Here is a 24,752-nt window from a genome sequence, read left to right on the forward strand (position 1 = left end):
GTGTTTTTTCTTCTCACCGCAGCTTCAGCGTCGACAGGCCGATGAGGCACAGCAGCATCGTGATGATCCAGAAGCGCACCACGACCTGCGTCTCGCGCCAGCCGCTCTTCTCGAAGTGGTGGTGCAGCGGCGCCATCTTGAGCACGCGGCGGCCTTCGCCGTAGCGCTTCTTGGTGTACTTGAAGTACATGACCTGCGCCATCACCGAGATCGCCTCGACCACGAAGATGCCGCCCATGATGAAGAACACGATCTCCTGGCGCACGATGACCGCGATGGTGCCTAGCGCGCCGCCCAGCGCGAGCGCGCCCACGTCGCCCATGAAGACCTGCGCCGGATGGGTGTTGAACCAGAGGAACGCGAGCCCCGCGCCGGCCATGGCCGAGCAGAACACCAGCAGTTCGCCCGAGCCCGGGATGTTGGGAAACAGCAGGTACTTGGAATAGACCGCGCTGCCCGTCACGTAGGCGAACACGCCCAGCGCCGAACCCACCATCACCACCGGCATGATCGCCAGGCCGTCCAGGCCGTCGGTCAGGTTGACCGCGTTGCTCGCGCCCACGATCACCAGGTACGTGAGGATCACGAAGCCGATGCCGCCGAGCGGGTAGCTCACTTCCTTGAAGAAGGGCACCAGCAGGTTGATCTTGGGCGGAAAGTCCAGGTCGAAGCCCGACTGCACCCAGGCGAAGAACAGCTGCAGCACGCGCCAGTTCGAACTTTCCGAGATGCTGAAGAGCAGGTAGAAGCCGGCGATCAGGCCCACCACCGACTGCCAGAAATACTTCTCGCGCGAGCGCATGCCCTCCGGGTCCTTGCGCACCACCTTGCGCCAGTCGTCGACCCAGCCGATGGCGCCGAAGCCCAGCGTGACCCACAGCACGATCCACACGAAGCGGTTGGAGGGGTCGAACCACATCAGCGTGGCGAAGGCAATGGCGAACAGCACCAGCACGCCGCCCATGGTGGGCGTGCCGCTCTTGGTGAGGTGCGTTTCCATGCCGTAGCCGCGCACCGGCTGGCCGATCTTGAGCGCGGCCAGGCGGCGGATCACGTACGGCCCGGCCACCAGGCCGACCACCAGCGCCGTCAGCGCAGCCATCAGCGCACGGAAGGTGAGGTACTGGAAAACGCGCAAGAACCCGAACTCGGGCGAAAGTGTCTGCAGCCATTGGGCCAGGCTCATCAGCATGTGGTGTCGCGCGGCTCATGCGTCATGACCGGCCTCCTTTTGTTGTTGTCGTGATTGCTCGATCGCCTGCACCACGCGCTCCATCTTCATGAAGCGCGAGCCCTTGACGAGCACGCTCCCCACCTGGGGCAGCCGCGCCAGCACCGCGGCGCCAAGCGCCTCGATGTCCGCGAAATGGCGGCCGTTGTCGCCGCCGTCGAAGGCCGCGATGCTGTGCGCGGTTTCGGCGCCGAGCGCATACACGGCCTCGATGCCGCGCTGGCGCGCCCAGTCGCCGACCTCGGCATGGAACTCGGGCGCGCGGTTGCCGACCTCGCCCATGTCGCCGAGCACCAGGAGGCGCGGGCCGGGCAAGGCCGCGAGCACGTCGATGGCCGCGCGCACGGAATCGGGATTGGCGTTGTAGCTGTCGTCCACCAGCGTGAGCGAATGGCCGCCGGGCAGCAGCACCGCGCTCGCCTTGGAGCGGCCCTTCACCGGTTCGAAGGCCGAGAGGCCGCGCGCAATGGTCTCGGGCGGAATGCCGGTAGCGAGCGCGCACGCGGTGGCCGCCAGCGCATTGACGACGTTGTGCCGGCCCGCGATGTGCAACTGCGCATCGAAGTCGCCCAGCGGCGTGCGGATGCGGACCTGCCATGCGCCCTGCTGCCATTCGGCCGCCACCAGCGAGATGTCGGCGTCTTCATGCTCGCCGAAGGTCATGCAGCGGCGCGTGGCGCCGTCGTGCGCCATGTCGTTCCACAGAGGAGCGAATTCGTCGCCGTGCGGGAACACCGCGGTGCCGTCCTCCGGCACGAAGGAAAACACCGCGCCGTTCTCGAGCGCCACCGCTTCCACGGTGGCCATGAACTCCAGGTGCTCGCGCTGCGCGTTGTTGACCAGCGCGACGGTCGGACGCGCGATGGCCGCGAGCCGCGCGATCTCGCCCGGATGGTTCATGCCCAGCTCGACCACCGCATGCTGGTGCTTCGCGCGCAGGCGCAGCAAGGTCAGCGGAACGCCGATCTCGTTGTTGAAGTTGCCGGCCGTCGCGAGCGCGCGATCGCCCCTGAAGGCGACCAGCACGGCCGCGATCATCTGCGTGACGGTCGTCTTGCCGTTGCTGCCGGTCACGGCGATCAGCGGCAGATCGAACTGCGCGCGCCAGCCGGCGCCGAGCGCGCCGAGCGCGGCCAGCGAATCGGGCACCTCGAGCCCTGCCAGGCCGGCCGCCTCGAGGCCGCCGTGCGCAATGGCGGCGACGGCGCCGCGCGCCTTGGCATCGGCCAGGAATTCATTGGCGTCGAAGCGTTCGCCCTTGAGCGCCACGAACAGGTCGCCTTCCGCGAGCGTGCGGGTGTCGGTATGGACGCGGGCAATGGCCGTTGCGCCGTCGCCCACCAGGCGCGCGCCCGGAATCCATTGCTGCGCCTGGGCCAGCGTGAACATCATCGGCGAGTGGCTCATGCGGCACCCCGCTTCGAAAGCGCATCGAGCGCATGGGTCCGGTCCGAGAACGGAATGCGCTGGCCGGCGATTTCCTGCCAGGCTTCATGGCCCTTGCCGGCGAGCAGCACCACGTCCTGCGGCGCGGCCTGCGCGATGGCGTCGGCGATGGCGGCCGCGCGGTCGGGCTGCACCTGGGCCGCTTCGGGGCGCGCGAGGCCGAGCAGCACCTGGCTGATGATCGCGTCGGGGTTCTCGCTGCGCGGGTTGTCGCTGGTCACGACCACGCGGTCGGCCTGGCGCTCGGCCACCGCGGCCATCATCGGGCGCTTGATCGGATCGCGGTCGCCGCCGCAGCCGAACACGCACCAGAGCGCGCCGCCGCGCTGCTGCGCAAGCGGGCGCAGGCCGGCCAGCGCCTTGTCGAGGGCGTCGGGCGTGTGGGCATAGTCGACCACGGCCAGCGGCGCAGCCGCATTCGCATCGGCGGCGCCCACGCGCTCCATGCGGCCCGGCACGCTGGTGAGCCTGCTGCAGGCCGCCACGGCCTGCGCGAGCGACAGCCCCAGGGCCCGCAGCGTGCCGAGCACGCCCAGCAGGTTGGCCACGTTGTACTGGCCGATCAGGCCGGTCGACATGCGCTCCACCGCATCGTTGTCGTGCTCGGCCACCGAGAAGCGCAGGCCCTGCGCGTCGTAGCCGACGTCGCGCGCCATGAGCCGCGCCGGCGCGCCGGCGGCCGACACGGTCCAGACGTCGAGCGCACCGATGCCGGCCTCGAGCAGGTTCGCGCACAGGCTCGCGCCATGCACGTCGTCGATGTTGATCACCGCGGCGCGCAGCCCGGGCCAGCGGAACAGCTCGGCCTTGGCCTGCCAGTAGGCATCCATGCTGCCGTGGTAGTCGAGATGGTCCTGCGTGAAATTGGTGAACACGGCCACCGCGATGCGCGCGCCGTCGAGCCGGCGTTCGGCAATGCCGATCGACGAGGCCTCGATGGCGCAGGCGCCGAAGCCGCGCTCGACCAGCGCGCGCAGCTCGCGCTGCATCATCACCGGGTCGGGCGTGGTGAGGCCGGTGTAGACGAGCTCCGGCGGCACGCCGATGCCCAGCGTGCCCATCACCGCGCAGGGCGAAGGCACGCCGCGCTCGGCGCTGCCGTCCAGCCGCGGCGCGCGAACGCCGCCGGGCACGGCCAGCGTGGAGAGCGATTCGGCGAGCCACCATGCGGTGGAGGTCTTGCCGTTGGTGCCGGTCACGGCCAGCACTTCGAGCGCGGCCGAGGGGTTGTCGTAGAAGGCCGATGCGATCGGGCCGGTGGCGGCCTTGAGCCCCGGATAGCTTGCAATGCGCTCGTCGCCATCGAAACCGAAGGCCTCGGCGCCCTGCTGCTCGACCAGGCAGGCCGCGGCGCCCTGCGCCAGTGCCGAAGCCACGTGCCTGCGCCCGTCGGTGGCTGCGCCGGGCCAGGCAATGAAGCCGTCGCCCGCGCCCACCGGCCGGCTGTCCGCATGCAGCGCACCCTGCACGCGCTCCTTGAGCCAGAGCGCGGCGAGTTGAGGGGAAGTGAGTGTCAGCATGCTCAGAAGCTCTCGTCGACGCCTTGCGTCACCACCAGCGGTTTGACCGCGAGGTCGGGCGGAACGTTCATCATGCGCAGGGTCTGCTGCACGACCTCGCTGAAAACGGGCGCGGCGGCCACGCCGCCGAAGTACTGGCCGTCGCTCGGCTCGTCGATCATCACGCCGACGATGATGCGCGGCTTTTCGATCGGTGCCATGCCGGTGAACCACGCGCGATATTTGTTGCTCGCGTAACCTTTGCCAACCTGCTTGTGCGCGGTGCCCGACTTGCCGCCGACCGAATAGCCGACGGTCTGCGCGCGCGTGCCGGTGCCGCCCGGGCCTGCCGCCATCTGCAGCATCTTGCGCACCGCCAGCGCGTTCGACGGCGAGAACACCCGCACACCCGCGGGCGACTCGGTGCTCTTGAGGATGGTGACCGGAATGATCGCGCCGTCGTGCGCGAAGGCGGTGTACGAATGCGCCATCTGGAAGAGCGACGCCGACAGGCCGTAGCCATAGGCCATCGTGGCCTGCTCCACGGGCTTCCAGGTCTTCCAGGGGCGCAGGCGCCCCGTGACCGCGCCGGGGAACTGGATCTGCGGCTTCTGGCCGTAGCCGAGCGCGGTGTAGGTGTCCCACATCTCGTGCGGGGTCATCTTCTGCGCGATCTTGAGCGCGCCCACGTTGCTGGACTTCTGGATCACGCCCTCGACCGTGAGCGTTCCGTAGTTGTGCGTGTCGCTGATGGTGAAGCCGCCCAGCTGGAAGCGGCCGGGCGAGGTCTCGATCAGCGTCGAGGGCTTCACGCGGCCGGCCTCCAGCGCCATGGCCACGGTGATCGGCTTCATGGTCGAGCCGGGCTCGAAGGTGTCGGTGAGCGCGCGGTTGCGCAGCTGCTCGCCCGTGAGGTTCTGCCGCTTGTCGGGCACGTAGCTCGGGTAGTTGGCCAGCGCCAGCACCTCGCCGGTGACCGCGTCCAGCACCACCACGCTGCCGGCCTTGGCACGGCGCGCGGTCACCGCGTCGCGCAGCTTCTGGTAGGCGAAGAACTGCACCTTGCTGTCGACGCTGAGCTGGATGTCCTTGCCGTCGACCGGCGGCACCTGTTCGCCCACGCCCTCGACCACGCGGCCCAGGCGGTCCTTGATGACGCGGCGCGACCCGGCCTTGCCGGCCAGCTCCTTGTTGAAGGAAAGCTCGATGCCTTCCTGCCCGTTGTCCTCGACGTTGGTGAAGCCCACCACGTGCGCCGCGGCCTCGCCCTCGGGGTACTGGCGCTTGTATTCCTTGCGCTGGTAGATGCCCTTGAGGTTGAGCGCGGCAATCTGCTTGGCAATCGGCTCGTCGACCTGGCGCTTGATCCAGACGAAGGTCTTGTCCTCGTCCTCGAGCTTCTTGTCGAAGTCCTTCTGCGGCATCTCGAGCAGCTTGGCCACCTGCTTGAGCTTGGCGCGCACCTCGGGGTCGTCGCGCTCGATGTCTTCCGGAATGGCCCAGATGCTCGGCGCCACCACGCTGGACGCCAGGATGAGGCCGTTGCGGTCGAGGATGCGCCCGCGGTTGGCCGGCAGCTCGAGCGTGCGCGCAAAGCGCACTTCGCCCTGCCGCTGGAAGAAGCTGTTGTTGAACACCTGCACGTAGGCGGCCCGGCCCGCCAGCACCACGAAGCCGAAGGCGATGCCGGCGACGATGAACTTGCTGCGCCAGACCGGCGTCTTGCTCGCGAGCAAGGGGCTGGTGGTGTAGCGGACGCTGCGGCGGCTCATCGCTGGGTCCTCGCGACGGGTTTGGGCGCCGGCGTTGCGGGCGGCGCGGGCGGCGGTGCCACCACGGCCGGAATCACGGTGCCGTCGGGCCGCACGTACTGCGTGATGGCCGGCGTGGTGGTGCGCATCTGCAGCTGCTCCTTGGCCAGCTTTTCCACGCGCAGCGGCGTGGCCTGCGCGCGCTTTTCCACCTGCAGCCGGTCGTGGTCGAGCTCGAGCCGGCGGGCTTCCTGCTGGGTGCGGTCGAGCTCGGTGTAGAGCTGGCGCGACAGGTACTGCGTGTGCACGAGGTAGAGCGCGGAGGCGACCACCGCGAGCAGCAGGAGCAGGTTCAGGCGCGCCACGTCAGACTTCCTGGGTGCGCTCGGCCACGCGCAGGATCGCGCTGCGCGAGCGCGGGTTGCCGTGCACTTCGGCGTCGGACGGCTTGATGCGCTCGAGCGCGCGCAGCTTCATGGCCTTCGGGGCGGCGAAGGGCGCACGGCGGTCGTACACCTCCTTCGAGTGCCTGGCGATGAACTGCTTCACGATGCGGTCTTCCAGCGAATGGAAGCTGATCACCGCGAGCCGGCCTCCGGGTTGCAGCACGGAAAGGCTCGCCTCTAGCGCCTGTTGCAGCTCTTCAAGCTCGGCGTTGATGAAAATCCGAAAAGCCTGAAATGTGCGCGTTGCAGGGTTCTGGCCCGGCTCGCGGGTTTTGACCGTGCCAGCCACGAGCTCGGCCAGTTCGGAGGTGGTTGAAATTGCGCCCCGTTCTTGTCTGCGAGCAACAATCGCCTTTGCAATCTGAACAGCAAACCGTTCTTCGCCATAGTCACGGATCACCTCTGCAATCTGCTGGAGTTCGGCCGTTGCCAGCCAATCGGCCACGCTCTCGCCGCGCGTGGTGTCCATGCGCATGTCGAGCGGACCGTCGAAACGAAAACTGAAGCCGCGCACCGGGTTGTCGATTTGCGGCGAACTCACGCCCAGGTCCATCAGCACACCCGCCACGCTGGCATCGGGCAATTCGCCCAGCGAACGGAATCCCTGGTGCCGGATGGAAAAACGCGCATCCGAGATGCGCGCTGCTTCGGCCACCGCTTCCGCATCCTTGTCGAATGCGATCAGCCTGCCTTCCGGTGCCAGCCGCGCGAGGATCGCGCGCGCATGCCCTCCGCGCCCGAAGGTCGCATCCACGTAGGTGCCGGTGGCTGCCGTGCTGCCGGAAAGAAGGGCTTCCACCGCTTCGTTCAGCAAGACGGTCGTATGGGTCCATGGAGTGTTCACGTCGGTCCTCAGAACGCGAAGTCCTGAAACACATCCGGCATCTCGCCCTGGGTGGCCTCGGCCTCCTTGGCCTCGTAGGTCGCCTTGTCCCAGAGCTCGAAGTGGTTGCCCATGCCCAGGAGCAGCGTGTCGCGCACGATGCCCGTGGCGGCACGCAGTTCGGGCGACACCAGGATGCGCCCGGTGCCGTCCATCTCCACGTCCATGGCGTTGCCGAGGAAGACGCGCTTCCACCACTGTGCCGACATCGGCAGCGCGGCGATGCGCTCCCTGAATTTCTCCCACTCGGGACGCGGGAACACCATGAGGCAGCCGTGCGGATGCTTGGTGATCGTGAGCTGGCCGCCCGCCGTGGCGCTCAGGACGTCGCGATGCCGGGTCGGCACGGAGAGCCGCCCCTTGGCATCCAGACTGAGCGATGAAGCGCCTTGAAACACGACCAGAACCCCTGTATTGGGAATGCCGCGGCACCTGAAAGAGGCACCACCCGCACTTTTTCCCACTTAACTGCACTTTTTTGCACTGTAGCAGGAAACACTTCAGACGCAACTGGCCGTTGGTGGTATTTTTTGTAATGGAATCAACGACTTAGCGCCGATTTCCAAACCTGGAAATCGGCGAATTTCGTTGAGAATTAAGCACTTAGCTCACGCAATGAATGTGATGCGTGAAGCGCGGCCGCCGTTACAGGGGCCGCAAAGCGGGCTTCAGAGGATGAAGCGCGAAAGATCTTCGTCGTGACTTAGTGCCGCAAGGCGCTCGTCGACATAGGCGGCATCGATGCGGATGGTCTGCCCCTCGATGCGGGTCGCGTCGAAGCTTACCTCATCCAGCAGACGCTCCATCACGGTCGACAAACGGCGTGCGCCGATGTTCTCGGTGCGCTCGTTGACCTCGTACGCGATGGTGGCCAGGCGGTTCACGCCTTCGGGCGTGAATTCGAGCGTGACGCCCTCGGTGGCGAGCAGCGCCTGGTACTGCTTCACGAGCGAAGCGCGGGTCTGCGTGAGGATGCTTTCGAAGTCGGACACCGAGAGCGACTGCAGCTCGACGCGGATCGGAAAGCGCCCCTGCAGCTCGGGGATCAGGTCGCTCGGCTTGCTCAGGTGGAAGGCCCCGCTCGCGATGAAGAGCATGTGGTCGGTGCGCACCACGCCGTACTTGGTGCTCACGGCCGTGCCCTCGACCAGCGGCAGCAGGTCGCGCTGCACGCCCTGGCGCGACACGTCGGAGCCCTGGGCCTCGCTGCGCGTGGCGACCTTGTCGATCTCGTCGATGAAGACGATGCCGTTCTGCTCGGCGTTGGTGATGGCCTGGGTGCGGATCTCGTCCTCGTTGACCAGCTTGGCGGCTTCCTCGTCGATCAGGAGGCGCATCGCCTCGGCGATCTTGAGCTTGCGCGTCTTGCGCTTGCCGCCGCCGAGCTGGCCGAACATGCCGCGCAGCTGCTCGGTCATTTCCTCCATGCCGGCCGGGCCCATGATCTCGAGCGGCGCGCGGGCTTCGGCCAGGTCGAGTTCGATTTCCTTGTCGTCGAGCTGGTGCTCGCGCAGCTTCTTGCGGAAGGCCTGGCGGGTGGGGTTGGGGCCGTCCAGCGCCGGCGTGGCGCCCTCGGCACCGCGCGCAGGCGGCAGCAGCACGTCGAGGATGCGGTCTTCGGCGGCGTCCTCGGCACGCGCGCGCACCTTGGCGCTTTCGGCCTCGCGCGTCTGCTTGACGGCGATCTCGGCCAGGTCGCGAACGATCGAATCGACGTCCTTGCCGACATAGCCCACCTCGGTGAACTTGGTGGCCTCGACCTTGATGAACGGCGCATCCGCCAGGCGCGCGAGGCGGCGCGCGATCTCGGTCTTGCCCACGCCCGTGGGGCCGATCATGAGGATGTTCTTGGGCGTGATCTCGGTGCGCAGCTTTTCCTCGACCTGCTGGCGGCGCCAGCGGTTGCGCAGCGCAATGGCCACGGCGCGCTTGGCGGCGGGCTGGCCGACGATGTGGTTGTCGAGCTCGGAGACGATTTCCTGCGGGGTCATGGACATGGTCAGAGCGCTTCCACCGTGTGGTTCATGTTCGTGTAAATGCAGATTTCACCGGCTATCGCCAGCGATTTGCGCACAATTTGCTCGGCCGTGAGTTCGGTGTTGTCGATCAGCGCCTTGGCGGCCGACTGCGCATAGGCGCCGCCCGAGCCGATGGCGATCACGCCGTCTTCGGGCTCCAGCACGTCGCCGTTGCCGGTGATGATGAGCGAGGTGGTGGCGTCGGCCACAGCCAGCATGGCCTCGAGCTTGCGCAGCACGCGGTCGGTGCGCCAGTCCTTGGTGAGTTCGACGGCCGCGCGCGTGAGGTGCCCCTGGTGCTTTTCGAGCTTGGCCTCGAAGCGCTCGAAGAGCGTGAAGGCGTCGGCCGTGGCGCCGGCAAAGCCCGCGAGCACCTTGCCGTGATAGAGCCGCCGCACCTTGCGCGCGGTGCCCTTGATGACGATGTTGCCGAGAGTGACCTGCCCGTCCCCGCCAATGGCGACTTGGTCGCCCTGGGGGGTCTTGCGGCGCACGCTCACGATGGTGGTGCCGTGAAACTGTTCCATCGAAGCCATCTGGGGATGCCAGAGGGCAATGCAAGCCCGGGGCTGCTACCGAATGTGCGAAGCGCCAAGGCGCCCTAGTTCTTGCGCAGGGCCACCGTCGCATGGTCGGCAATGCCGACCAGGTCGAACAGCACCGCGATCAGGCGGTGGGCGTCCACGAACTGGACGCGCTCGCCCTCGGCGTCGCGCGCCCGCACCCAGCCGAGCAGCGTGCCAGCCGCGGCCAGGTCCATGCGCAGCAGCGCGGCGCACGAGATGACGGGCGCCGTGGTGTTGCGCAGGTCGGTGTCCAGCCGCTGCAGGCTCGAATGCGCCTCGCCGCGCAGATCGCCTGCCAGCGCGGCAAAGCCGGTGTCGGTGGTGGGAAAGCTCTCCGATTCGCCATTGACCGAGAGCAGCGACCACACGGAGTTCGAACGGCTTGCCGCCGGTGCGGCCACCGAGGTGCAGGCGCCCTTGGGGTCCTGCCAGGCCGGCGGCGACACCTCGTAGGTGATGCAGTAGTTGAGCGCCACCAGTTCGAAGTCGTCGGGCATGTTCATCATGCGCAGCGCAGCCAGGTGCAGCTGCCACCAGATGTCCGGCGTGCCGCGCTCGCTGTTGGGCGTGGCCTCGGCCAGCACGGCCAGCAGTTTCGCGGCGCCGATGAAGCGCAGCTGGACCGGCGAATCGGCCCAGTGCGCAAACAGCACGCGCAGCGGCGCGGCGGCATCGGCCTCGATGGCGACCAGCGCGCGCCAGTCGAGCGTCCAGACCGAGCCGGCCTGCGACAGCGCCCGCGTGAGCTGGATCAAGCCGTCGCGCGCCAGGCGTGCCGGGCTGGCCCAGTTGGCGCCGGCCGGCGCCAGTTCTGCGAGTTCGCTGGCGGCCACCGCCTTCACGCTGCGCGCCAGTTCGTCGAACGAGACCCAGTCGGGCCCCATGCGCTTCATGCGCTGGGCATAGCGCATGCGCGCCGCGGCAAACCTGGCGGCATCGCCGGTGGCGCGGTACAGGTCGAACAGCGTGCGCCAGCGCGCGTCGTCGCGCTCGGCGGTGGCGTGGTCGCCCTCGGCCGCCGCGCTTTCGGAGGCGAGGGCCTGGAGAAGAATGGCCTCGGCGCCGGCATCGTCGCCGTGCGCGAAGCGGATCACGGCTTCTTCGAGCGCGCCGTCGCGCGCGAGCCGCGCCGACAGCAGCGAGGTGCCGCTGGCCGCCGGGCCGCCTGCGGCGGGCGCGGCAGGCGCAGCCGCGGCAACCACCGCCGGTGCCGGCACGACGGCAGGCGCCGGCGCGGAGCCGTAGGCCGGTGCGGCAAGCAGGCTGGCCAGCTCGGCCGCGTCCACGGGCGGCGGCAGGGTCTCGGCGCCGGCATCGGGCGGCGCATTGGACAGCACCTCGCCGTTGGGGCCGCGGCCCTTCCACCACTGCTGCGACATCTGCTCCTCGATCTCGTCGATCTTCTTGAGCGTGAGCGCGCGCCCCTCGGACTTTTCCGTGGTGCTGTTCAGGTTGAAGGAAGACGGCGTGACCGTTCCTTCGAAGGCGTGGGCGGCGGCTTCGCGCTGGCGAAGCTTGCGCAGCATGTCGAACTCGCGCCGGCGAACGAAATCGTTGCGCTGGCGCCGCTCGATCATCTCCTTGAGCATTTCGCGGCTGTAGGCCTGCTCGGGCAGCGTGGAATCCGCAGTCGCATTCAGCTCGGACCAATCCTTGAGCGGATTGCGGACGAACTTCGCCACCTTGGAAAAAAGGCGGCCCGACTCTTCCTTTGGCATCGACGAGGTTTCGAGGCGAACAGGTTCTCTTCTTTGGCCGCTCGCTCAGTCCCCGAACATCTTCTGCTTGAGTTCGCGGCGCTGCTGCGCTTCGAGCGAGAGCGTGGCGGTGGGACGCGCCAGCAGGCGGCCGACGCCGATGGGTTCGCCGGTTTCGTCGCAGTAGCCGTAGTCGCCGGCATCGATGCGCTGGATCGACTGCTCGATCTTCTTGAGCAGCTTGCGCTCGCGGTCGCGCGTGCGCAGCTCGAGCGCATGCTCTTCCTCGATGGTGGCGCGGTCGGCCGGATCGGGCACCACCACGGTGTCTTCGCGCAGGTGCTCGGTGGTTTCGCCGGCGTTTTCGAGAATGCCGCGCTTGAGTTCGACCAGCTTCAGGCGGAAGAACGCCATCTGCTTTTCATTCATGTACTCGGAGTCGGGCATGGCGATCACCTCGGCATCGGTCAACTCGGCAGCCGACTTGGCTTTCCAGTTGTTGGCGAGCTTCGGGTCTTTTTTGACCGCGACGGGAGGCGGCGGCACCAGCGCATTGGAAGGCGCCTGCGAGAACGAAGACTTGGCCGCGGTGGAAGCCACCGATTGCGGCATGGAAGGCACGGTCAGCTGCGACAGCCGGGACACGCGGCCACCTCGCGCGGGGGCGGGTGCGGCGGTCTGAGCGGGCATCGAAGGTGTCGCCGTGGCGGAAGAAGAGGCGGCAGCCGTTTTTTTCATTGGGATCGGAGGGGCAGAAGGAACGGCAGCAGTGCGGCCGACGGTTTTGGATGGCGGTTGACCCGCAACTGCAGTTTTGGTTGCACTCTTGTCCGGGGCGGATGCCACCGGCGGCGCAGCAGGCTTTGCAGGCTTGACGGGCTTCTTTGCAACGGTCGCGGCCTTGGCCGATGGCGTTGCTGGCTTCTTTGGAGCGCTTTTTGGTTTCGTGGCCGGGGCCTTTGCAGCGGAAGAACTCTTTTTTGCCGCGGGTACAGCCGGCTTTGCAGCCGCCGCTTTCTTGGCGGCGGGCTTGGTTGCTGGCGTAGCCTTGGCGGCGGGCTTCTTCACGGTGACTGGCTCCTTGAACGAACTGGAACGCGCTTTCACTGGGTGTCTCCTCCCAAGGGAACCACCGCGGGTTTCAGGCCGCGCGGGCTCCACTCGTCGGAGTGCTCGCAGTGACGAACCCCGGGGTTATACCCCCGAAAGCCCGCCAGGAACCTGCGGCGCCCCGCACCGTCAACCACATCCCGCCCCATCGGACGAAGGCGTGGCTGCCGGAACAGGCGCGCGATTGTATAGAGAACTCGAATCGAAGGGTGATGTGCCTGCACCCCCTTGCCTCCGGTAGCATCGCCAGCGCTGCCGGAGGGGGCAGCAAGACCTGCCGGAATCGCCGGGGGAGCGATGCAGGTCGACCTCATTCATACAAAAGAGAAATCAATCTTGAGCAAAAAAGCAGTTCTGGGCGTGCTGGCTGCGGCCATCGCACTTGCCTATGGCGGCGGCACGTGGTTGGCCGGCGCAAAAGTAAAGTCCAGCTACGAAGCCGCGCTGGACGAGGTGCCGAAGCAGACTGCGCTGGTGCGCGTGGTCGAGCGCAGCTACGAACGCGGCTTCTTCGGCGCCGTCAGCACCGTGACGATCGAGCTCGGCTGCGCAGCCGATGCTGCCGCCGCGGTGCAGGTGCCTGCCGCCAAGCCCGGCGAGGAAGAGGATGAGGAAGAAGTGGAGCAAGCCGCCACGCCCTTCAAGGCGGTGCGCATCACCTTCCGCGACACCATCCGCCACGGCCCGCTGGCCGGTGGCACGCTGGCGGCGGCCACCATCGACAGCGAACTGGTGTTCGACGTGAAGGGCCAGGCCAAGGCCGAGCAGATCTTCGGCAAGGCCAAGCCCCTGACGGCGCACACCAAGGTGGCGTTCGACGGCGGCTACACCACCGACCTGGCGGTGGCGCCCGCCAGCCTGGCCGAGGAAGGCAAGGCCCGCTTCGCCTGGCAGGGCGCGCAGGTCCGCGCCGAGATGAACGGCGCCCGCACCCACGTGCGCTACGAACTGGCGATGCCGGGGCTGGATGTCAGCGATGCGCGCACCGGCGCCACGCTCAAGATGGGCAAGCTGGCCGGCAAGGCCGACATGGACAAGAGCGAGGGCTGGGTCCTGGCCACGGGCAAGACCGAGGCCCGGCTCGACAGCCTCGAATTTGCGGCTCCCAAGGGTCTGGGCGGCGCCGCCGGCGGCGAAGGCAAGGCCCTGCCGGCGGTGCTGCTGCAGAACATCGACATGCTCGCCGAAGCCAGCATCGCGGACGGGCTCTACGCATCGACCGGCACGGTCAAGGGCACCGGCAAGATCGGCGACACCAAGATCGACAAGTTCGAGATGAGCAGCGGCGGACGCCGCATCCACGCCGCCGGCTACAAGAAGCTGGCCGATGCCTGGATGCAGTCGAGCGCCGCGAACGGCTGCGGCAAGGGCGGCAACAAGGCCTCGCAGGCGGCCATGAAGGTGCTGTTCGACCAGTTGGCGCCCGACCTCAAGGCCATGGCCAAGTACAGCCCCGAATTCGGGCTCGACAGGATGCTGGTCGAAATCGGCGGCAAGCGCGGCGAGCTCAGCTACACGGCCGGCATGGCCGGCGTCACCGACGAAGACCTGCAGGCGCCCGGCATGGCGCTGCTCATGAAGCGCGGCGTGCTCAAGGCCAGCGCGCGGCTGCCGATGCAGTGGCTGGAGCAGATGGCCGCCGCCGGCGCCGGCAGCGGCCAGACGCCGCCGCCCGAGATGATGGCGGGGCTGGTCGAGCAAGGCGAGGAAAAGGGCTTCGTCAAGCGCGACGGCGGTGACGTGACCGCGCAGATCGAATATGCCGAAGGCAGCCTGAAGCTCAACGGCAAGCCGCTGGGCGCGCCGGGCCGGTAATTCCTCCCTCCCCTTCGGGGGAGGGCCGGGGTGGGGGCACGGCAGCCCAAAAAAAGCACGGCGCCTGATCGGTGGCCTGCCCCCATCCCCGCCTTCCCCCGGCGGGGGAAGGAGCAAGTCAGGGCCTCAGACCAGGCACTGCTCGAGCCCCTGCTCGAGAATTTCGCGCGGCAGCTCGATGCCGATGAACACCATGCGGCTCTGGCGGGCTTCGTCCTTGCCCCATTCCGGGCCCAGGTCGCTGCCCATCAGCTGGTGCACGCCCTGGAAGATCACCTTGCGCTCGGTGCCCTTCATGTTCAGCACGCCCTTGTAGCGCAGCATGCGCGGGCCGTAGATGTTGACGATGGCGCCCAGGAAGTCTTCCAGCTTGGCCGGGTCGAAGGGCCGGTCGGCCTTGTAGACGAAGCTCTTGACGTCGTCATCGGTGTGGTGGTGGTGGCCGTGGCCCTCGTGCTTGTGCGAGGGGTGGTCGCAATGCTCGCCATGCGCGTGGTCGTGGTCGTGATGGTCTTCTTCTTCCTTGAGGAAGTCGGGGTCGATGTCGAGCTTGGCGTTCAGGTTGAAGCCGCGCAGGTCGAAGATGTCCTTGAGCGGCACGTCGCCGAAATGCGCCTTCTGCTGCGGCGCGCGCGGGTTCATGTGCTTGAGGCGGTGGATGAGCGCCTCGGTTTCCTCGGCCGACACCAGTTCGCTCTTGCTGATGAAGATCTGGTCGGCAAAACCCACCTGGCGGCGCGCCTCCTGGCGGTCGTTGAGCTGCTGCGGCGCATGCTTGGCGTCGACCAGCGTCAGGATGGAGTCGAGCAGGTAGCTCTCGGCGATCTCGTCGTCCATGAAGAAGGTCTGCGCCACCGGGCCGGGGTCGGCCAGGCCGGTGGTCTCGATCACCACGCGGTCGAAGTCGAGCAGGCCCTGGCGCTTCTTGGCGGCCAAGAGCTGCAGCGCCTCGCGCAGGTCTTCGCGGATGGTGCAGCAGACGCAGCCGTTGCTCATCTGCACGATCTGCTCCTTCGATTCGGTCACGAGGATGTCGCTGTCGATGTTCTCTTCGCCGAACTCGTTTTCGATCACCGCGATCTTCTGGCCATGGGCCTCGGTCAGGATGCGCTTGAGCAGCGTGGTCTTGCCCGAGCCCAGGAAGCCGGTGAGGATGGTGGCGGGAATGAGGGCCATGGTGTGCTCCGGAAGCGGAAAACAGGAAGAAAAAGGGGATGGGCCGGCAGTTTAGCCAATGCCACTCAGTTGCGTTGGCGCGGGGTCAAGCGGGTTTTCTCACCACCACCAGGCCCTTGAGGTACTCGCCTTCGGGAAACTCGATGGTCATCGGATGGTCGGGCGCGGCGCCCAGCCGTTCGCTGATGTAGCCGTCCACTTGCGCATCGATGCCGGCCGAAGCCACGATCTTGTGGAAAAGATCGGCGCTGATGCCGCCCGAGCACGAAAAGGTCAGCAGCACGCCGCCGGGCTCCAGCAGCTTGAGCGCGAGGCGGTTGATGTCCTTGTAGGCGCGCGCGGCGCGCTCGGCATGGGCGGCCGTGGGCGCGAACTTGGGCGGATCGAGCACGATGGCGTCGAATGTTCGGCCCTGCTCGATGAATTCGCGCAGCACGGTGTTGACGTTGGCGTCCAGGAATTCCGTCTTCAGGCCCGAACCCTCGGCGCCGAAGCCATTCAGCGCCAGGTGCGCGCGCGCCCGCTCGAGCGCCGGCTGCGACGAATCGACCGACACCAGCTCGGCGCCCTCCACTGCGCCGGCCGCCCGCAGGCCTGCGAGCGCGGCCACCGTGAAGCCGCCGGTGTAGCAAAAGCAGTTGAGCACGCGCCGGAAGCGCCGATGCTGCGCGAGCTCGGCAAAGCGCTGGCGGCTGTCGCGCTGGTCGAGGTAGAAGCCGGTCTTGTGGCCGGTGGCGATGTCGAGCGAAAGCTGCCAGCCGTGCTCGCGGATCGTGATCTCGGTGGCGCCCTCCCCGCGCAGCCAGCCCGTGACCGGCTTGAGGCCCTCGCGTTCGCGGCCGCTGGCGTCGGAGCGCTCGTAGAGCTTGTGCAGGCCGGTTGCCGCAAGCAGCGCATCGGCAATCGCGGCCTTCCAGCGCTCGACGCCGGCCGACAGGAACTGCGCGACCAGCGTGTCGCCGTAGCGGTCGACGATCAGGCCCGGCAGCCCATCGGCCTCGCCGTGGACCAGCCGGACACCGTCGCTCTGCAGGTCGAAAAGCGTCCTGGCCGCCACCGCGCGGGCGCACACCGAGGCCAGGAAGGCGGCATCGATGCGCTGCGTTTCGACAAAGCTCCAGGCCCGCGCGCGGATCTTGGACACCGGGCTGAAGGCGGCCCAGGCCAGGAAGGCGCCGTCATGGGATTCGACGCGCACCGTCTCGCCCGAATCGGCACCGCCGCGTGCGATGGCGGATTCGAAGATCCAGGGATGGCGGCGCTGCAGCGAGCGCTCCTTGCCGGGCTTGAGGCGGAGGGTTTTCATTTATTTGGTTGGCTTGTTGTCGTCGTTCTTCGGCTTGGCGCGTGTGCCCTCGGGCCGCGGCTGCGCGCGCGTGCCCTCGGGGCGCGCCTGCGCGCGCGGATGTGCCGCGTCATACACCTTGGCCAGGTGCTGGAAGTCCAGCCGCGTATAGACCTGCGTGGTGGCGATGTTGGCGTGGCCCAGCAGTTCCTGCACCGCGCGCAGGTCGCTGCTCGACTGCAGCACATGGCTTGCGAACGAATGCCGCAGCATGTGCGGATGCACGGGCGCCGCAAGGCCGGCCTTGAGGCTGCGCTCGCGCAGCAGCTTCCACACCGCCTGCGAGGACATGCGCACGCCCTTGGCGCTGATGAAGAGCGCCGCCGCGCCCGCCGGGTCGCGCAGCGCGGCCGTCGACAGCGCCGCACAATCGCCGCGCACCGCGAACCAGTCGCGCAGCGCCTCGGCCGCCTTGCTGCCGATCGGCACGATGCGCCGCTTGCTGCCCTTGCCGAGCACGTTGGCTTCCAGCGCGTCGAGGTCGACCCAGCCGCGGGCGGTGCTGCTGGCGCGCGCATCGAGGCCGGTGAGCTCGCTCACGCGCAAGCCGCAGCCGTAGAGCACCTCGACGATGGCGCCGTCGCGCGCCTCGGTCCAGGGGTCGGCCTCGGGGTCGTAGAGTTCGGCGAGCCGCACCGCGTCGTCGACCGCCAGCGCCTTGGGCAGCGGCCGCGCGGCCTTGGGCGCATGCACGTCCTTCACGGGGTTGAAGCCCACCAGCCCCTCGTTGCCGAGCCAGCGGTAGAAGCTGCGCCAGCACGAGAGCACCAGCGCAATGCCGCGCGGCTCGCGTCCCGCGCCGTGCAGCTGCGCCATCCAGCGCCGGATGTGCGCGGTCTGCACGCGGTCGAGCGGGAGCCCGGCCTCGGCGGCGTTGGCCGCGAGCGCCTGCAGGTGGATGGCGTAGAGCTCGACCGTGCGCGCCGCCAGCCGGCGCTCGACGCGCACATGCTCCAGGTACTTGTCGACCCAGCCGGTCCCCGCCGTCTCAGTGGAGGTAGCCATTGAACGCATTGTTCACGACAGCCAGAGGCTCGCGCAACGCACCCTTGAAAACCATGCCCCAGCGGCGCCAGCAGCGCGTGCTCGCTGCCGCGTACTGCACGTCGAAGTCCTTGTCGAAACCGCTGGCCCGCGCGAGGCGCTCCACGCGCCACAGGTGGTAGGGCTCCGACACCACGATCACGCCATGGATGCCGGCCGCCTTCAGCAGCGGACGCGACATCGCAAGATTCAGGCGCGTCGAGGTCGATGCCGGCTCCAGCAGCAGCGGCCCGGCGTAGCCCTGGGCGCGCGCATGCCGCTGCATCACCTCGGCCTCGATGCGGCCGTCTTCCTTGTCGACGCCGCCCGACAGCACGAGCTGCTTCGCGAGGCCCGCATCGGCCAGCGCGATGGCGGCATCGACCCGGCCCGTCAGGCAGGGATTGGGCTTGCCATCGAGGAAGGCGCGGTTGCCCAGGACCAGCGCGGCGTCGGCCGGCCGCCCGGGCGGGTTGGCCAGCGCCTCGGCCGCGCGCCGCCAGATGACGAGGGCAATGACAAGGTAGGCCAGCAGTCCGGCCAGCAGCACCGTCCACAGCACGGGCCGCACGGCGGCCCGCCAGGACCGGCGCTGCCCGCTCAAGGCCGCAGCCGCGACAGCGCGCCCGACGCCAGGTCGGCGATGCGTTCGAGAAAGTCGGTGCCCATTTCGGCGTTGAAGCGCTGCGCGTCCGGCGAGGCCAGCACCAGCAGGCCAAAGGCGGGCGACTCGGCATCGGGCCGCAGCGGGATCAGCGCGATCGACATCGCGCCGGCCGGCTCGGGCAGCCAGTTGGCCGCCTCGAAGCCCGAGTTGAGCCCGCAGTAGGGCGAGGTCAGCGAGGTGGCCAGCGCCTTCACGTCGTCGCTCACCCACTGCGCATAGGCCTCGTTGAGGTAGTCGGCGCTGCAGTCCCACACCTTGATGGCGGTCTGCGGCACCAGGAACAGCGACTGCAGGTCGACCGCGATGCGGTAGGGCAGGCTGCGCGGGTCGCGCGTGGTGAGCAAGCCGCTGGTCCAGCGCTGCAGCCGGTCGGCGATGACCACGTTCTCGGTGCCGTGGCGCACCATGTCCATCAGGCGATGCTCCAGCGCCTTGATCTTCTCGCGCAGCATCTCGGCCTGGCGCTCTTGCAGGCTCACGGCGCGGTTGCCGTGCGGGCTGGTGAGCTGCACCTGCGCCAGCAGCTGTGCGTGCCGCTCGAAGAAGTCGGGCGTGTTCGCCAGGTAGTTGGCGATGTCGTCTTCGGTGATCGGGTTCATGGCGTCGTCTTTGTTGTTTCTGAAGTTAGTCATGGCAGCTCGGGCACCTCGATGTCTCCCTCGAAAACCGTGGTGGCCGGGCCGGTCATGAGCACCGGATGGCCCTCGCCTTCCCAGCCGATCGTGAGCACGCCGCCATGCGTCTGCACGTCGACCCGGCGCTCCAGCAGGCCGAGCCGGATGCCCGCCACCACCGCCGCGCAGGCGCCGGTGCCGCAGGCCAGCGTTTCGCCGGCGCCGCGCTCGAACACGCGCAGCTTGATGTGCGAGCGGTCGACCACCTGCATGAAGCCGGCGTTCACGCGCTGCGCAAAGCGCGGGTGGTGCTCGATCAGCGGGCCCTGCCGGGCCACGGGCGCGGTGTCGACGTTGTCGACCACCTGCACCGCGTGCGGATTGCCCATCGACAGCACCGCGACCGACACGATGGCCGAGTCGGCATGCGTGCCGAGGGCCAGGTGCCAGGTGTGCCACGACCCCGTGGGCTGCGGATCGAGGCCGGCGGTGTCGAAGGGCACGCGTGCGGGCTCGAAGATGGGCGGCCCCATGTCGACCGTGACGCGGCCGTCCTCGCCCATGCGCGGCTCGATGATGCCGGCCAGCGTTTCGACGCGCACCGCGTCCTTGTCGGTCAGGTGGTGCTCGCGCACGAAGCGCATGAAGCAGCGCGCGCCGTTGCCGCACTGCTCCACCTCGCCGCCGTCGGCGTTGTGGATCACGTACTGGAAATCGACCCCCTCGGCCGCGCCCTCGGAGGGCGGGCGCACCGTGAGGATCTGGTCGGCGCCGACGCCGAAATGGCGGTCGGCCAGGAAGCGGTACTGCGCGGCCGTGAGGCCCAGCGTGCCGCGCGTTTCGTCCAGCACGACGAAATCGTTGCCGGCACCCTGCATCTTGGTAAAGCGGATTCGCATCGGGCGATTATCCGCCCGTGGCTTGGCGGCGCCTGTCGAGCGCCCGGTCCAGAAAGGCCAGGCGGTCCTGGCCCCAGAAGCGCTCGCCGTCGAGCACGAAGGTCGGCGCGCCGAACACGCCGGCCTGGATGGCGTCGGCGCTGTTGGCGCGGTAGATCGCCAAGGTCTCGGGCGCCTGCTCCAGTGCCTGCAGCGCCGCGCCGTCGTAGCCGTTTTCCTCGGCCACCGCGATGCGCACCGCGGCTTCGGAGGTGTCGCGTTCCTCGGCCCACAGCGCGCGCAGCAGCGCATGCGAGAGCGGCTGGGCATCGAGCCCCTGCAGTTGCGCGGCAATCACCATCCAGCCCGGGTACTTGTTCCAGTTCGGATCGACCGGCGCACCCTTGGGGTAGTACGCGGGCTCCAGGTTGAGCGGCATGCCGAGGTAGTCGCGCCAGCGCGCCAGTTCGAGCGCGTGGTAGCTGCGGCGCGGTTCGGGCCGCGTCTTCAGCGGAATGCCGCCGGTCTGCGGCACCACGGCCTGGAAGTCGTAGGGCTTGAGCGTGAGCCGCACATGGTGGCGCCGCACGATGTCCTGCAGCTGCGGCCCGCCCAGGTAGGCCCAGGGCGAGGAAAGGCTGTAGTAGCAGTCGAGCGCGATGGCGGTGGGGGTCGGAGGGGTGGTCATCGCGGAATTATTGATAACTTCCTTCAGCCGCAGCGCGCGGCGGTGATGCGGCCCTGCGGATCGACGTCGACATTGAGCCGCCCCGGATCGGCAGGCACCGGCAGCGGCGCGCCGACGGCCGAGGTGCGCGCCGATTTGGAACCGGTGCGCGTGCGCATCTGCTCCAGCAGCAGCGGATCGAGCGCCTGGCCGAGCGCGTAGCGCGCCTGCGCGGCCTGGCATGTTTCTTCGCTGGGCACGGTCACGAAGGTGGGCGGCGGCGGCGCCTCGGAGGTGAGCGGGCGGAATTCGGGCTGTGTCTGGCAGCCCGCGATGAACATCGACGCGGCGCAAACGGCGGCCGCCAGGATGCCGCGGGTACGAGGGAAAAAAATGAAACCGGATGGAGGGAGGATGGGCATGGTGTGGTGTCTTCCTTCTTTCAATGGATCGTAGCGTCGCCGGTGGTCAAATCCACCGGCCATGATCAATCTGAACCGTTTCGATCTCACTTCCCTGCGGCTTTTTGTCGCGGTCGTCGATGGTGGAAGCCTGACGGCGGGCGCGGATCGATTCGGCGTCTCGCTTCCGGCGGCGAGCAAGCGCATCACCGATCTCGAGCAGCACTGCGGCATGGCGCTGCTGCAGCGCGGCCAGCGCGGCGTGACCGCCACGCCCGAGGGGCAGACCCTGCACCGGCACGCGATCGAGGTGATCGCACGCCTGGAACAGCTGGTGCAGGCGGTCGACGATCTTCAATCGGGGGCCACCGGCCACCTGCGGCTGTGCGCCAATCCTTCCGCTTTCGGCGGCTTCCTGCCCAGCGTGCTGGCCGCGTACGCCCGCCGCTATCCGCAGGTACTGATCGACATGGAAGATGCCCTCAGCGAAGACGGCATCCGCGCCGTGCAGAAAGGCACGGCGGAACTGGCCGTCATCGGCGACAACGTGCCGCACGAAGGCCTGGAGACTCTCGTCTGCAATGTCGACCAGCTGGTGCTGCTGGTGCCGGCGGGCCATGCGCTGGACGGCCGGCAGAACGCCTGCCTCGCGGACGTGCTCGACCACGACCTGGTCACGCTGGCACGCAGCGCATCGCTCACGCGCAAGGTGATGGCGGCGGCCGACGCGGCCAAGCGCACGCCGCGCATCCGGGTGCAGGTGCGCAGCTTCGATTCGATGTGCCGCATGGTCTCGTTCGGGCTTGGCCTGGCGATCCTGCCGCGCGCGGCGGCGGCGCTCTATGCCCAGGCCCTCGGCCTGGTGCAGGTCGGCCTTGAAGGCATCGAGATGGAACGCGTGCTGCTGCTGGCCATGCGCAGCCGCGCGGAACTCTCGACGCCGGCGGCTGCCCTGGTGGACATGATCGAAAGCGCGGCGCCCTTCAGCGCAGCACGGCACTCTCCGAGGCCTGGCGAATGAGGCGGTCGCGGTCCGCGGACAGAAGAAAGCCCTCGGCGAAGGCCTTTGCGGCGGCGGCCCGCACTGCGGCGACGTAGCCCTCGTGGCTGCCGTAGCGCTCCTCGAGCGACAGGCGCGGGTCGCCGCTTGCGGCCCGCTCGGCGCGCGTGCGGGCGAACGGCACATAGCCGCCCACGTAGTTGCACACCTGGCCGCGGTGGAAGCCCTCGGCAGTGATGTTGAACCCCAGATAGGTGCCCAGCGGCGCCATCACCAGCACCGTGGGAACGCCGTCGATCTCGTTGCCGTCGGCATCGACCTTCGGCACCTTCATCGGGATCACTTTCCTGATGATCGGCGGCACGTTGGTGGGCACGCCGGACGCTTCCGAATGACTGAATTGCGGCCCCCAGTCGTAGTCGAACACCGGAAACGCAAAGTTCTGCGGCAGGAAGATCGAATCCGGAATGCCGGGCACGCCGCCCGGAAAGCCCATCGCCTTCATGTTGGCGTCGACCAGCGTCTTGGCCGCGAGCGTGGGCCACCGGCTGGGCGGCGGCGGCGTGCCGTTCAGCACCCAGTCGCGCATGGCCAGGCGCAGCACGTTGGTGATCTCCGTGTGCGGCACCGGGTTGGCCGCCAGCGTGCCGCGGCCGAAGCTGTTGCCGGGACAGGCGGGGCCGGTGGCGGCCGCGGGCATGTGCGCGAAGCCGCCCGCGCCGCCGCCATGGTGGCTGCTCGGCACGTAGTAGCGCCGCACGTTGCGCGGCAGCGGAATGTCCGCGTCGCCGGCCGTGCCGATCCACTCGGGCGTGAGTTTCAGCGCGTACACCTCGGCCGATCCGAAATGCTCGATCACCTTCGGGCAGGTGTCGTTGGCATCGCAGCGCGAGAAGATGCTGCCGGTCGGCTGATTGCGCACCGGGTCCGGCCAGTCCACCCACCACTGCGGACCTTCGCTGCCCTGCTGGTAGAGCTCCAGCACGCCATCCGGCTGGGCCCAGCGCGAGTTGGCGGCCACGCGGCGGCCCGCGATGATCGGCCAGGCGCCGTCGTAGACCTTGCGGTTGCGCTCGTCCTGGTTCAGGCCCATGAAGATGAACTGCCGCACCATGTTCCCGGACTGCGACACACCCCGCACGGCCGTGCCCTTGATGGAGCCGGCCACCGGGTTGCGCGTGCCGAAGTCGTCGGCCGCCTCGTGGCGGAAGAAGCTGCCGACGTCGCGGAACGCCGCCATGCCCACGCCCAGCACATAGGCGTTGTGCGCCGGGTACACCACCTGGTAGAGCAGCTTGGGGTCGAAGCCGTTGCGCAGGCAGATGTGCACCGGCAGGTTGCCGGGCGCATGGGCTGGGTCGTTGTCGATCGGCGTGCCGGGAAACGGATTGCCCGCATCGCACTTGGCAAAGGCCCAGTCGCCCGCCGCGATGGCGGGCCCTTCGGTGACAACGCCATCGACCGTTTCCTTGGTGTGCGTCTTCAGCGTTGCCTTGGCCGTGTCCAGCGTGGCCGGAAGGTAGGGCACGGGGTTGGTCTGCACCATCAGCGGCTGGGAGCCCGCGCCGCCCTGGTTGACGATCCGCGCGAACACCTGGCCCGTGACGGCCAGCCCATCGACCTTGGCGATGGGCACGGCCACCCAGTGATTCGTGCCCTCGGCCCGGTTGGCGGGAACGCCGGTGTTGCCCGCGTTGTCCGCCTGCCAGCCGCTGCGCAGGCCGACGTCGCCCAGCTCGCGTTCCTCGACGGCGAGCGTGCCGGCACCGCCGCGGTTGGGCACGTCATGCCAGAGAAAGCCGCTCGCGCGGTTCATGTCGACCGGCTTCGCCAGCTTGAACGTGGTTTCGTAGCGCACCTTGCCGTCGGCGTCCGCGCCCAGCTTGATGTCGGTGATGACGCTGTTGTGCGGATCATCCGGGTCGAGCTCGCCGAAGGCGCGGCCGCGGATCTGCTCATATGGAATCGACTGGCCCGCGAGCGGCGCGACGCTGTCGATCACGATGCGGGTGACGCGTGCCTCGGCCGGCGCGGCAACAATGACGATTGCCGCCGTGGCCATCGCCGCCGCGAGCCAGTGCAGGCGCGGCTGGCGCCCTATCGGGCTTCTGGGATGCATGTTGTCTCCTGTCTTTTTTGTGCGGATCCGACGGCGCCGGCGCTGTGCATCCTCACGATTCGAGGGCATGACGGCAATTCGCGTCTGGTTTAGCCGGTCTTAACCGATGGTTAAGGAGGCTTCCTGCGGGACTGTTCCGCCCAAAAAAGAACCCGCCGAAGCGGGTTGAGGGGTAGCCAAAAAACCTTCATTGAAGGGTTCAGGGAGAACAGAGTCAAGACTCTTCGAATGGATGGCTACCGGGGCGGAATCTAGCAGAGCGGCTGTCCACCGAGTGCCGATACGCGACTCGCGCCACACGGCGCCGTGCATTCGTTCACGCTTTGGGCGGATGCGTTTGCGATGACTACTTTGGGCTGCTTCCTGGCCTGCAACAGCGGCTTACATAATCTCCCGACAA

General features: G+C 68.2%; 22 protein-coding genes. 2 read left to right on the forward strand and 20 right to left on the reverse strand.

The features are described from left to right. Nucleotides 1–13 precede the first annotated feature (13 nt). From mraY to dksA, 11 genes are all read right to left on the reverse strand, one after another. Nucleotides 14–1,192, reverse strand: a complete 1,179-nt coding sequence (gene mraY / locus VPA02S_RS08270) for a phospho-N-acetylmuramoyl-pentapeptide-transferase (RefSeq protein WP_012746066.1) — start codon at nt 1,190–1,192, stop codon at nt 14–16. 15 nt (nt 1,193–1,207) lie between these two features. Next, a complete protein-coding gene (locus VPA02S_RS08275; protein WP_041945443.1) occupies nt 1,208–2,638 on the reverse strand; it encodes a UDP-N-acetylmuramoyl-tripeptide--D-alanyl-D-alanine ligase in 1,431 nt (476 codons plus the stop codon). Beyond that, the gene (locus VPA02S_RS08280; protein WP_062363144.1) at nt 2,635–4,197 is read right to left on the reverse strand and encodes a Mur ligase family protein; all 1,563 of its coding nucleotides are present in this window, start codon (nt 4,195–4,197) and stop codon (nt 2,635–2,637) included. The genes VPA02S_RS08275 and VPA02S_RS08280 overlap by 4 nt, the downstream gene beginning before the upstream one ends. A 2-nt stretch (nt 4,198–4,199) precedes the next feature. Continuing rightward, nucleotides 4,200–5,948 (reverse strand): peptidoglycan D,D-transpeptidase FtsI family protein, encoded by a 1,749-nt coding sequence (locus VPA02S_RS08285; RefSeq protein WP_012746063.1) that lies wholly within the window; start codon nt 5,946–5,948, stop codon nt 4,200–4,202. Beyond that, a complete protein-coding gene (gene ftsL / locus VPA02S_RS08290) occupies nt 5,945–6,292 on the reverse strand; it encodes a cell division protein FtsL (RefSeq protein ID WP_012746062.1) in 348 nt (115 codons plus the stop codon). Before ftsL ends, VPA02S_RS08285 begins: the two co-directional genes overlap by 4 nt. Nucleotide 6,293: 1 nt before the next feature. Next, nucleotides 6,294–7,217: a 16S rRNA (cytosine(1402)-N(4))-methyltransferase RsmH gene (rsmH, locus tag VPA02S_RS08295; protein WP_012746061.1), complete on the reverse strand. Its 924-nt coding sequence runs from the start codon at nt 7,215–7,217 to the stop codon at nt 6,294–6,296. A gap of 8 nt (nt 7,218–7,225) precedes the next feature. Beyond that, entirely contained in the window at nt 7,226–7,654 is a 429-nt protein-coding gene (gene mraZ / locus VPA02S_RS08300; RefSeq protein ID WP_012746060.1) for a division/cell wall cluster transcriptional repressor MraZ, read from the reverse strand. 270 nt (nt 7,655–7,924) lie between these two features. After that, on the reverse strand, nt 7,925–9,253 hold the full coding sequence (hslU, locus tag VPA02S_RS08305) for an ATP-dependent protease ATPase subunit HslU (RefSeq protein WP_012746059.1): 1,329 nt from the start codon (nt 9,251–9,253) through the stop codon (nt 7,925–7,927). Nucleotides 9,254–9,255: 2 nt separating this feature from the next. After that, nucleotides 9,256–9,801 (reverse strand): ATP-dependent protease subunit HslV, encoded by a 546-nt coding sequence (hslV, locus tag VPA02S_RS08310; protein ID WP_012746058.1) that lies wholly within the window; start codon nt 9,799–9,801, stop codon nt 9,256–9,258. A gap of 74 nt (nt 9,802–9,875) precedes the next feature. Next, complete coding sequence (locus VPA02S_RS08315; RefSeq protein ID WP_012746057.1) at nt 9,876–11,558, reverse strand: STAS domain-containing protein; 1,683 nt, start codon at nt 11,556–11,558, stop codon at nt 9,876–9,878. Between the two features lie 45 nt (nt 11,559–11,603). Next, complete coding sequence (dksA, locus tag VPA02S_RS32340) at nt 11,604–12,227, reverse strand: RNA polymerase-binding protein DksA (RefSeq protein WP_012746056.1); 624 nt, start codon at nt 12,225–12,227, stop codon at nt 11,604–11,606. A 756-nt stretch (nt 12,228–12,983) separates the two neighbouring features. Here dksA and VPA02S_RS08325 point away from each other — a divergent pair. After that, on the forward strand, nt 12,984–14,462 hold the full coding sequence (locus VPA02S_RS08325; RefSeq protein ID WP_244883407.1) for a YdgA family protein: 1,479 nt from the start codon (nt 12,984–12,986) through the stop codon (nt 14,460–14,462). A 126-nt stretch (nt 14,463–14,588) separates the two neighbouring features. On the opposite strand, the gene VPA02S_RS08330 is transcribed toward VPA02S_RS08325, so the two are convergent. From VPA02S_RS08330 to VPA02S_RS08365, 8 genes are all read right to left on the reverse strand, one after another. After that, entirely contained in the window at nt 14,589–15,638 is a 1,050-nt protein-coding gene (locus VPA02S_RS08330; protein ID WP_012746054.1) for a CobW family GTP-binding protein, read from the reverse strand. 85 nt (nt 15,639–15,723) lie between these two features. Next, on the reverse strand, nt 15,724–16,944 hold the full coding sequence (locus VPA02S_RS08335; RefSeq protein ID WP_062363146.1) for a class I SAM-dependent rRNA methyltransferase: 1,221 nt from the start codon (nt 16,942–16,944) through the stop codon (nt 15,724–15,726). Then, nucleotides 16,945–17,988 (reverse strand): tyrosine recombinase XerC, encoded by a 1,044-nt coding sequence (locus VPA02S_RS08340; RefSeq protein WP_062363147.1) that lies wholly within the window; start codon nt 17,986–17,988, stop codon nt 16,945–16,947. Then, the gene (locus tag VPA02S_RS08345) at nt 17,972–18,610 is read right to left on the reverse strand and encodes a YdcF family protein (RefSeq protein WP_244883409.1); all 639 of its coding nucleotides are present in this window, start codon (nt 18,608–18,610) and stop codon (nt 17,972–17,974) included. The genes VPA02S_RS08340 and VPA02S_RS08345 overlap by 17 nt, the downstream gene beginning before the upstream one ends. Further along, nucleotides 18,607–19,305, reverse strand: coding sequence for a DUF484 family protein (locus VPA02S_RS08350; RefSeq protein WP_062363151.1), 699 nt, complete (start codon nt 19,303–19,305; stop codon nt 18,607–18,609). The genes VPA02S_RS08345 and VPA02S_RS08350 overlap by 4 nt, the downstream gene beginning before the upstream one ends. Continuing rightward, nucleotides 19,302–20,186: a diaminopimelate epimerase gene (dapF, locus tag VPA02S_RS08355; RefSeq protein WP_062363152.1), complete on the reverse strand. Its 885-nt coding sequence runs from the start codon at nt 20,184–20,186 to the stop codon at nt 19,302–19,304. Before dapF ends, VPA02S_RS08350 begins: the two co-directional genes overlap by 4 nt. Before the next feature lie 7 nt (nt 20,187–20,193). After that, nucleotides 20,194–20,853 (reverse strand): 2-hydroxychromene-2-carboxylate isomerase, encoded by a 660-nt coding sequence (locus VPA02S_RS08360; protein ID WP_062363154.1) that lies wholly within the window; start codon nt 20,851–20,853, stop codon nt 20,194–20,196. A 23-nt stretch (nt 20,854–20,876) separates the two neighbouring features. Beyond that, on the reverse strand, nt 20,877–21,254 hold the full coding sequence (locus VPA02S_RS08365) for an I78 family peptidase inhibitor (protein WP_244883411.1): 378 nt from the start codon (nt 21,252–21,254) through the stop codon (nt 20,877–20,879). 61 nt (nt 21,255–21,315) lie between these two features. On the opposite strand from VPA02S_RS08365, the gene VPA02S_RS08370 reads away from it, so the two are divergent. Next, the gene (locus tag VPA02S_RS08370; protein ID WP_062363161.1) at nt 21,316–22,254 is read left to right on the forward strand and encodes a LysR family transcriptional regulator; all 939 of its coding nucleotides are present in this window, start codon (nt 21,316–21,318) and stop codon (nt 22,252–22,254) included. Here the strand turns inward: VPA02S_RS08370 and VPA02S_RS08375 are convergent. Beyond that, nucleotides 22,217–24,352, reverse strand: a complete 2,136-nt coding sequence (locus tag VPA02S_RS08375) for an alpha/beta hydrolase domain-containing protein (RefSeq protein WP_062363163.1) — start codon at nt 24,350–24,352, stop codon at nt 22,217–22,219. The genes VPA02S_RS08370 and VPA02S_RS08375 overlap by 38 nt on opposite strands. Between the last annotated feature and the right edge of the window lie 400 nt (nt 24,353–24,752).

It is taken from the genome of Variovorax paradoxus NBRC 15149 (assembly GCF_001591365.1).
GTDB classification, from domain to species: Bacteria; Pseudomonadota; Gammaproteobacteria; order Burkholderiales; family Burkholderiaceae_C; genus Variovorax; species Variovorax paradoxus.

Bases quoted from the DNA above. Each gene is read 5' to 3' on its own strand.
- VPA02S_RS08375 (WP_062363163.1), bottom strand. From the start codon at position 24,352: ATGCATCCCAGAAGCCCGATAGGGCGCCAGCCGCGCCTGCACTGGCTC.
- VPA02S_RS08360 (WP_062363154.1), bottom strand. From the start codon at position 20,853: ATGACCACCCCTCCGACCCCCACCGCCATCGCGCTCGACTGCTACTAC.
- dksA (WP_012746056.1), bottom strand. From the start codon at position 12,227: ATGCCCGCTCAGACCGCCGCACCCGCCCCCGCGCGAGGTGGCCGCGTG.
- mraY (WP_012746066.1), bottom strand. From the start codon at position 1,192: ATGCTGATGAGCCTGGCCCAATGGCTGCAGACACTTTCGCCCGAGTTC.
- dapF (WP_062363152.1), bottom strand. From the start codon at position 20,186: ATGCGAATCCGCTTTACCAAGATGCAGGGTGCCGGCAACGATTTCGTC.
- VPA02S_RS08280 (WP_062363144.1), bottom strand. From the start codon at position 4,197: ATGCTGACACTCACTTCCCCTCAACTCGCCGCGCTCTGGCTCAAGGAG.
- VPA02S_RS08285 (WP_012746063.1), bottom strand. From the start codon at position 5,948: ATGAGCCGCCGCAGCGTCCGCTACACCACCAGCCCCTTGCTCGCGAGC.
- VPA02S_RS08340 (WP_062363147.1), bottom strand. From the start codon at position 17,988: ATGGCTACCTCCACTGAGACGGCGGGGACCGGCTGGGTCGACAAGTAC.
- VPA02S_RS08315 (WP_012746057.1), bottom strand. From the start codon at position 11,558: ATGCCAAAGGAAGAGTCGGGCCGCCTTTTTTCCAAGGTGGCGAAGTTC.
- VPA02S_RS08330 (WP_012746054.1), bottom strand. From the start codon at position 15,638: ATGGCCCTCATTCCCGCCACCATCCTCACCGGCTTCCTGGGCTCGGGC.
- VPA02S_RS08350 (WP_062363151.1), bottom strand. From the start codon at position 19,305: ATGACTAACTTCAGAAACAACAAAGACGACGCCATGAACCCGATCACC.
- VPA02S_RS08370 (WP_062363161.1), top strand. From the start codon at position 21,316: ATGATCAATCTGAACCGTTTCGATCTCACTTCCCTGCGGCTTTTTGTC.
- hslU (WP_012746059.1), bottom strand. From the start codon at position 9,253: ATGTCCATGACCCCGCAGGAAATCGTCTCCGAGCTCGACAACCACATC.
- hslV (WP_012746058.1), bottom strand. From the start codon at position 9,801: ATGGAACAGTTTCACGGCACCACCATCGTGAGCGTGCGCCGCAAGACC.
- VPA02S_RS08275 (WP_041945443.1), bottom strand. From the start codon at position 2,638: ATGAGCCACTCGCCGATGATGTTCACGCTGGCCCAGGCGCAGCAATGG.
- VPA02S_RS08335 (WP_062363146.1), bottom strand. From the start codon at position 16,944: ATGAAAACCCTCCGCCTCAAGCCCGGCAAGGAGCGCTCGCTGCAGCGC.
- VPA02S_RS08365 (WP_244883411.1), bottom strand. From the start codon at position 21,254: ATGCCCATCCTCCCTCCATCCGGTTTCATTTTTTTCCCTCGTACCCGC.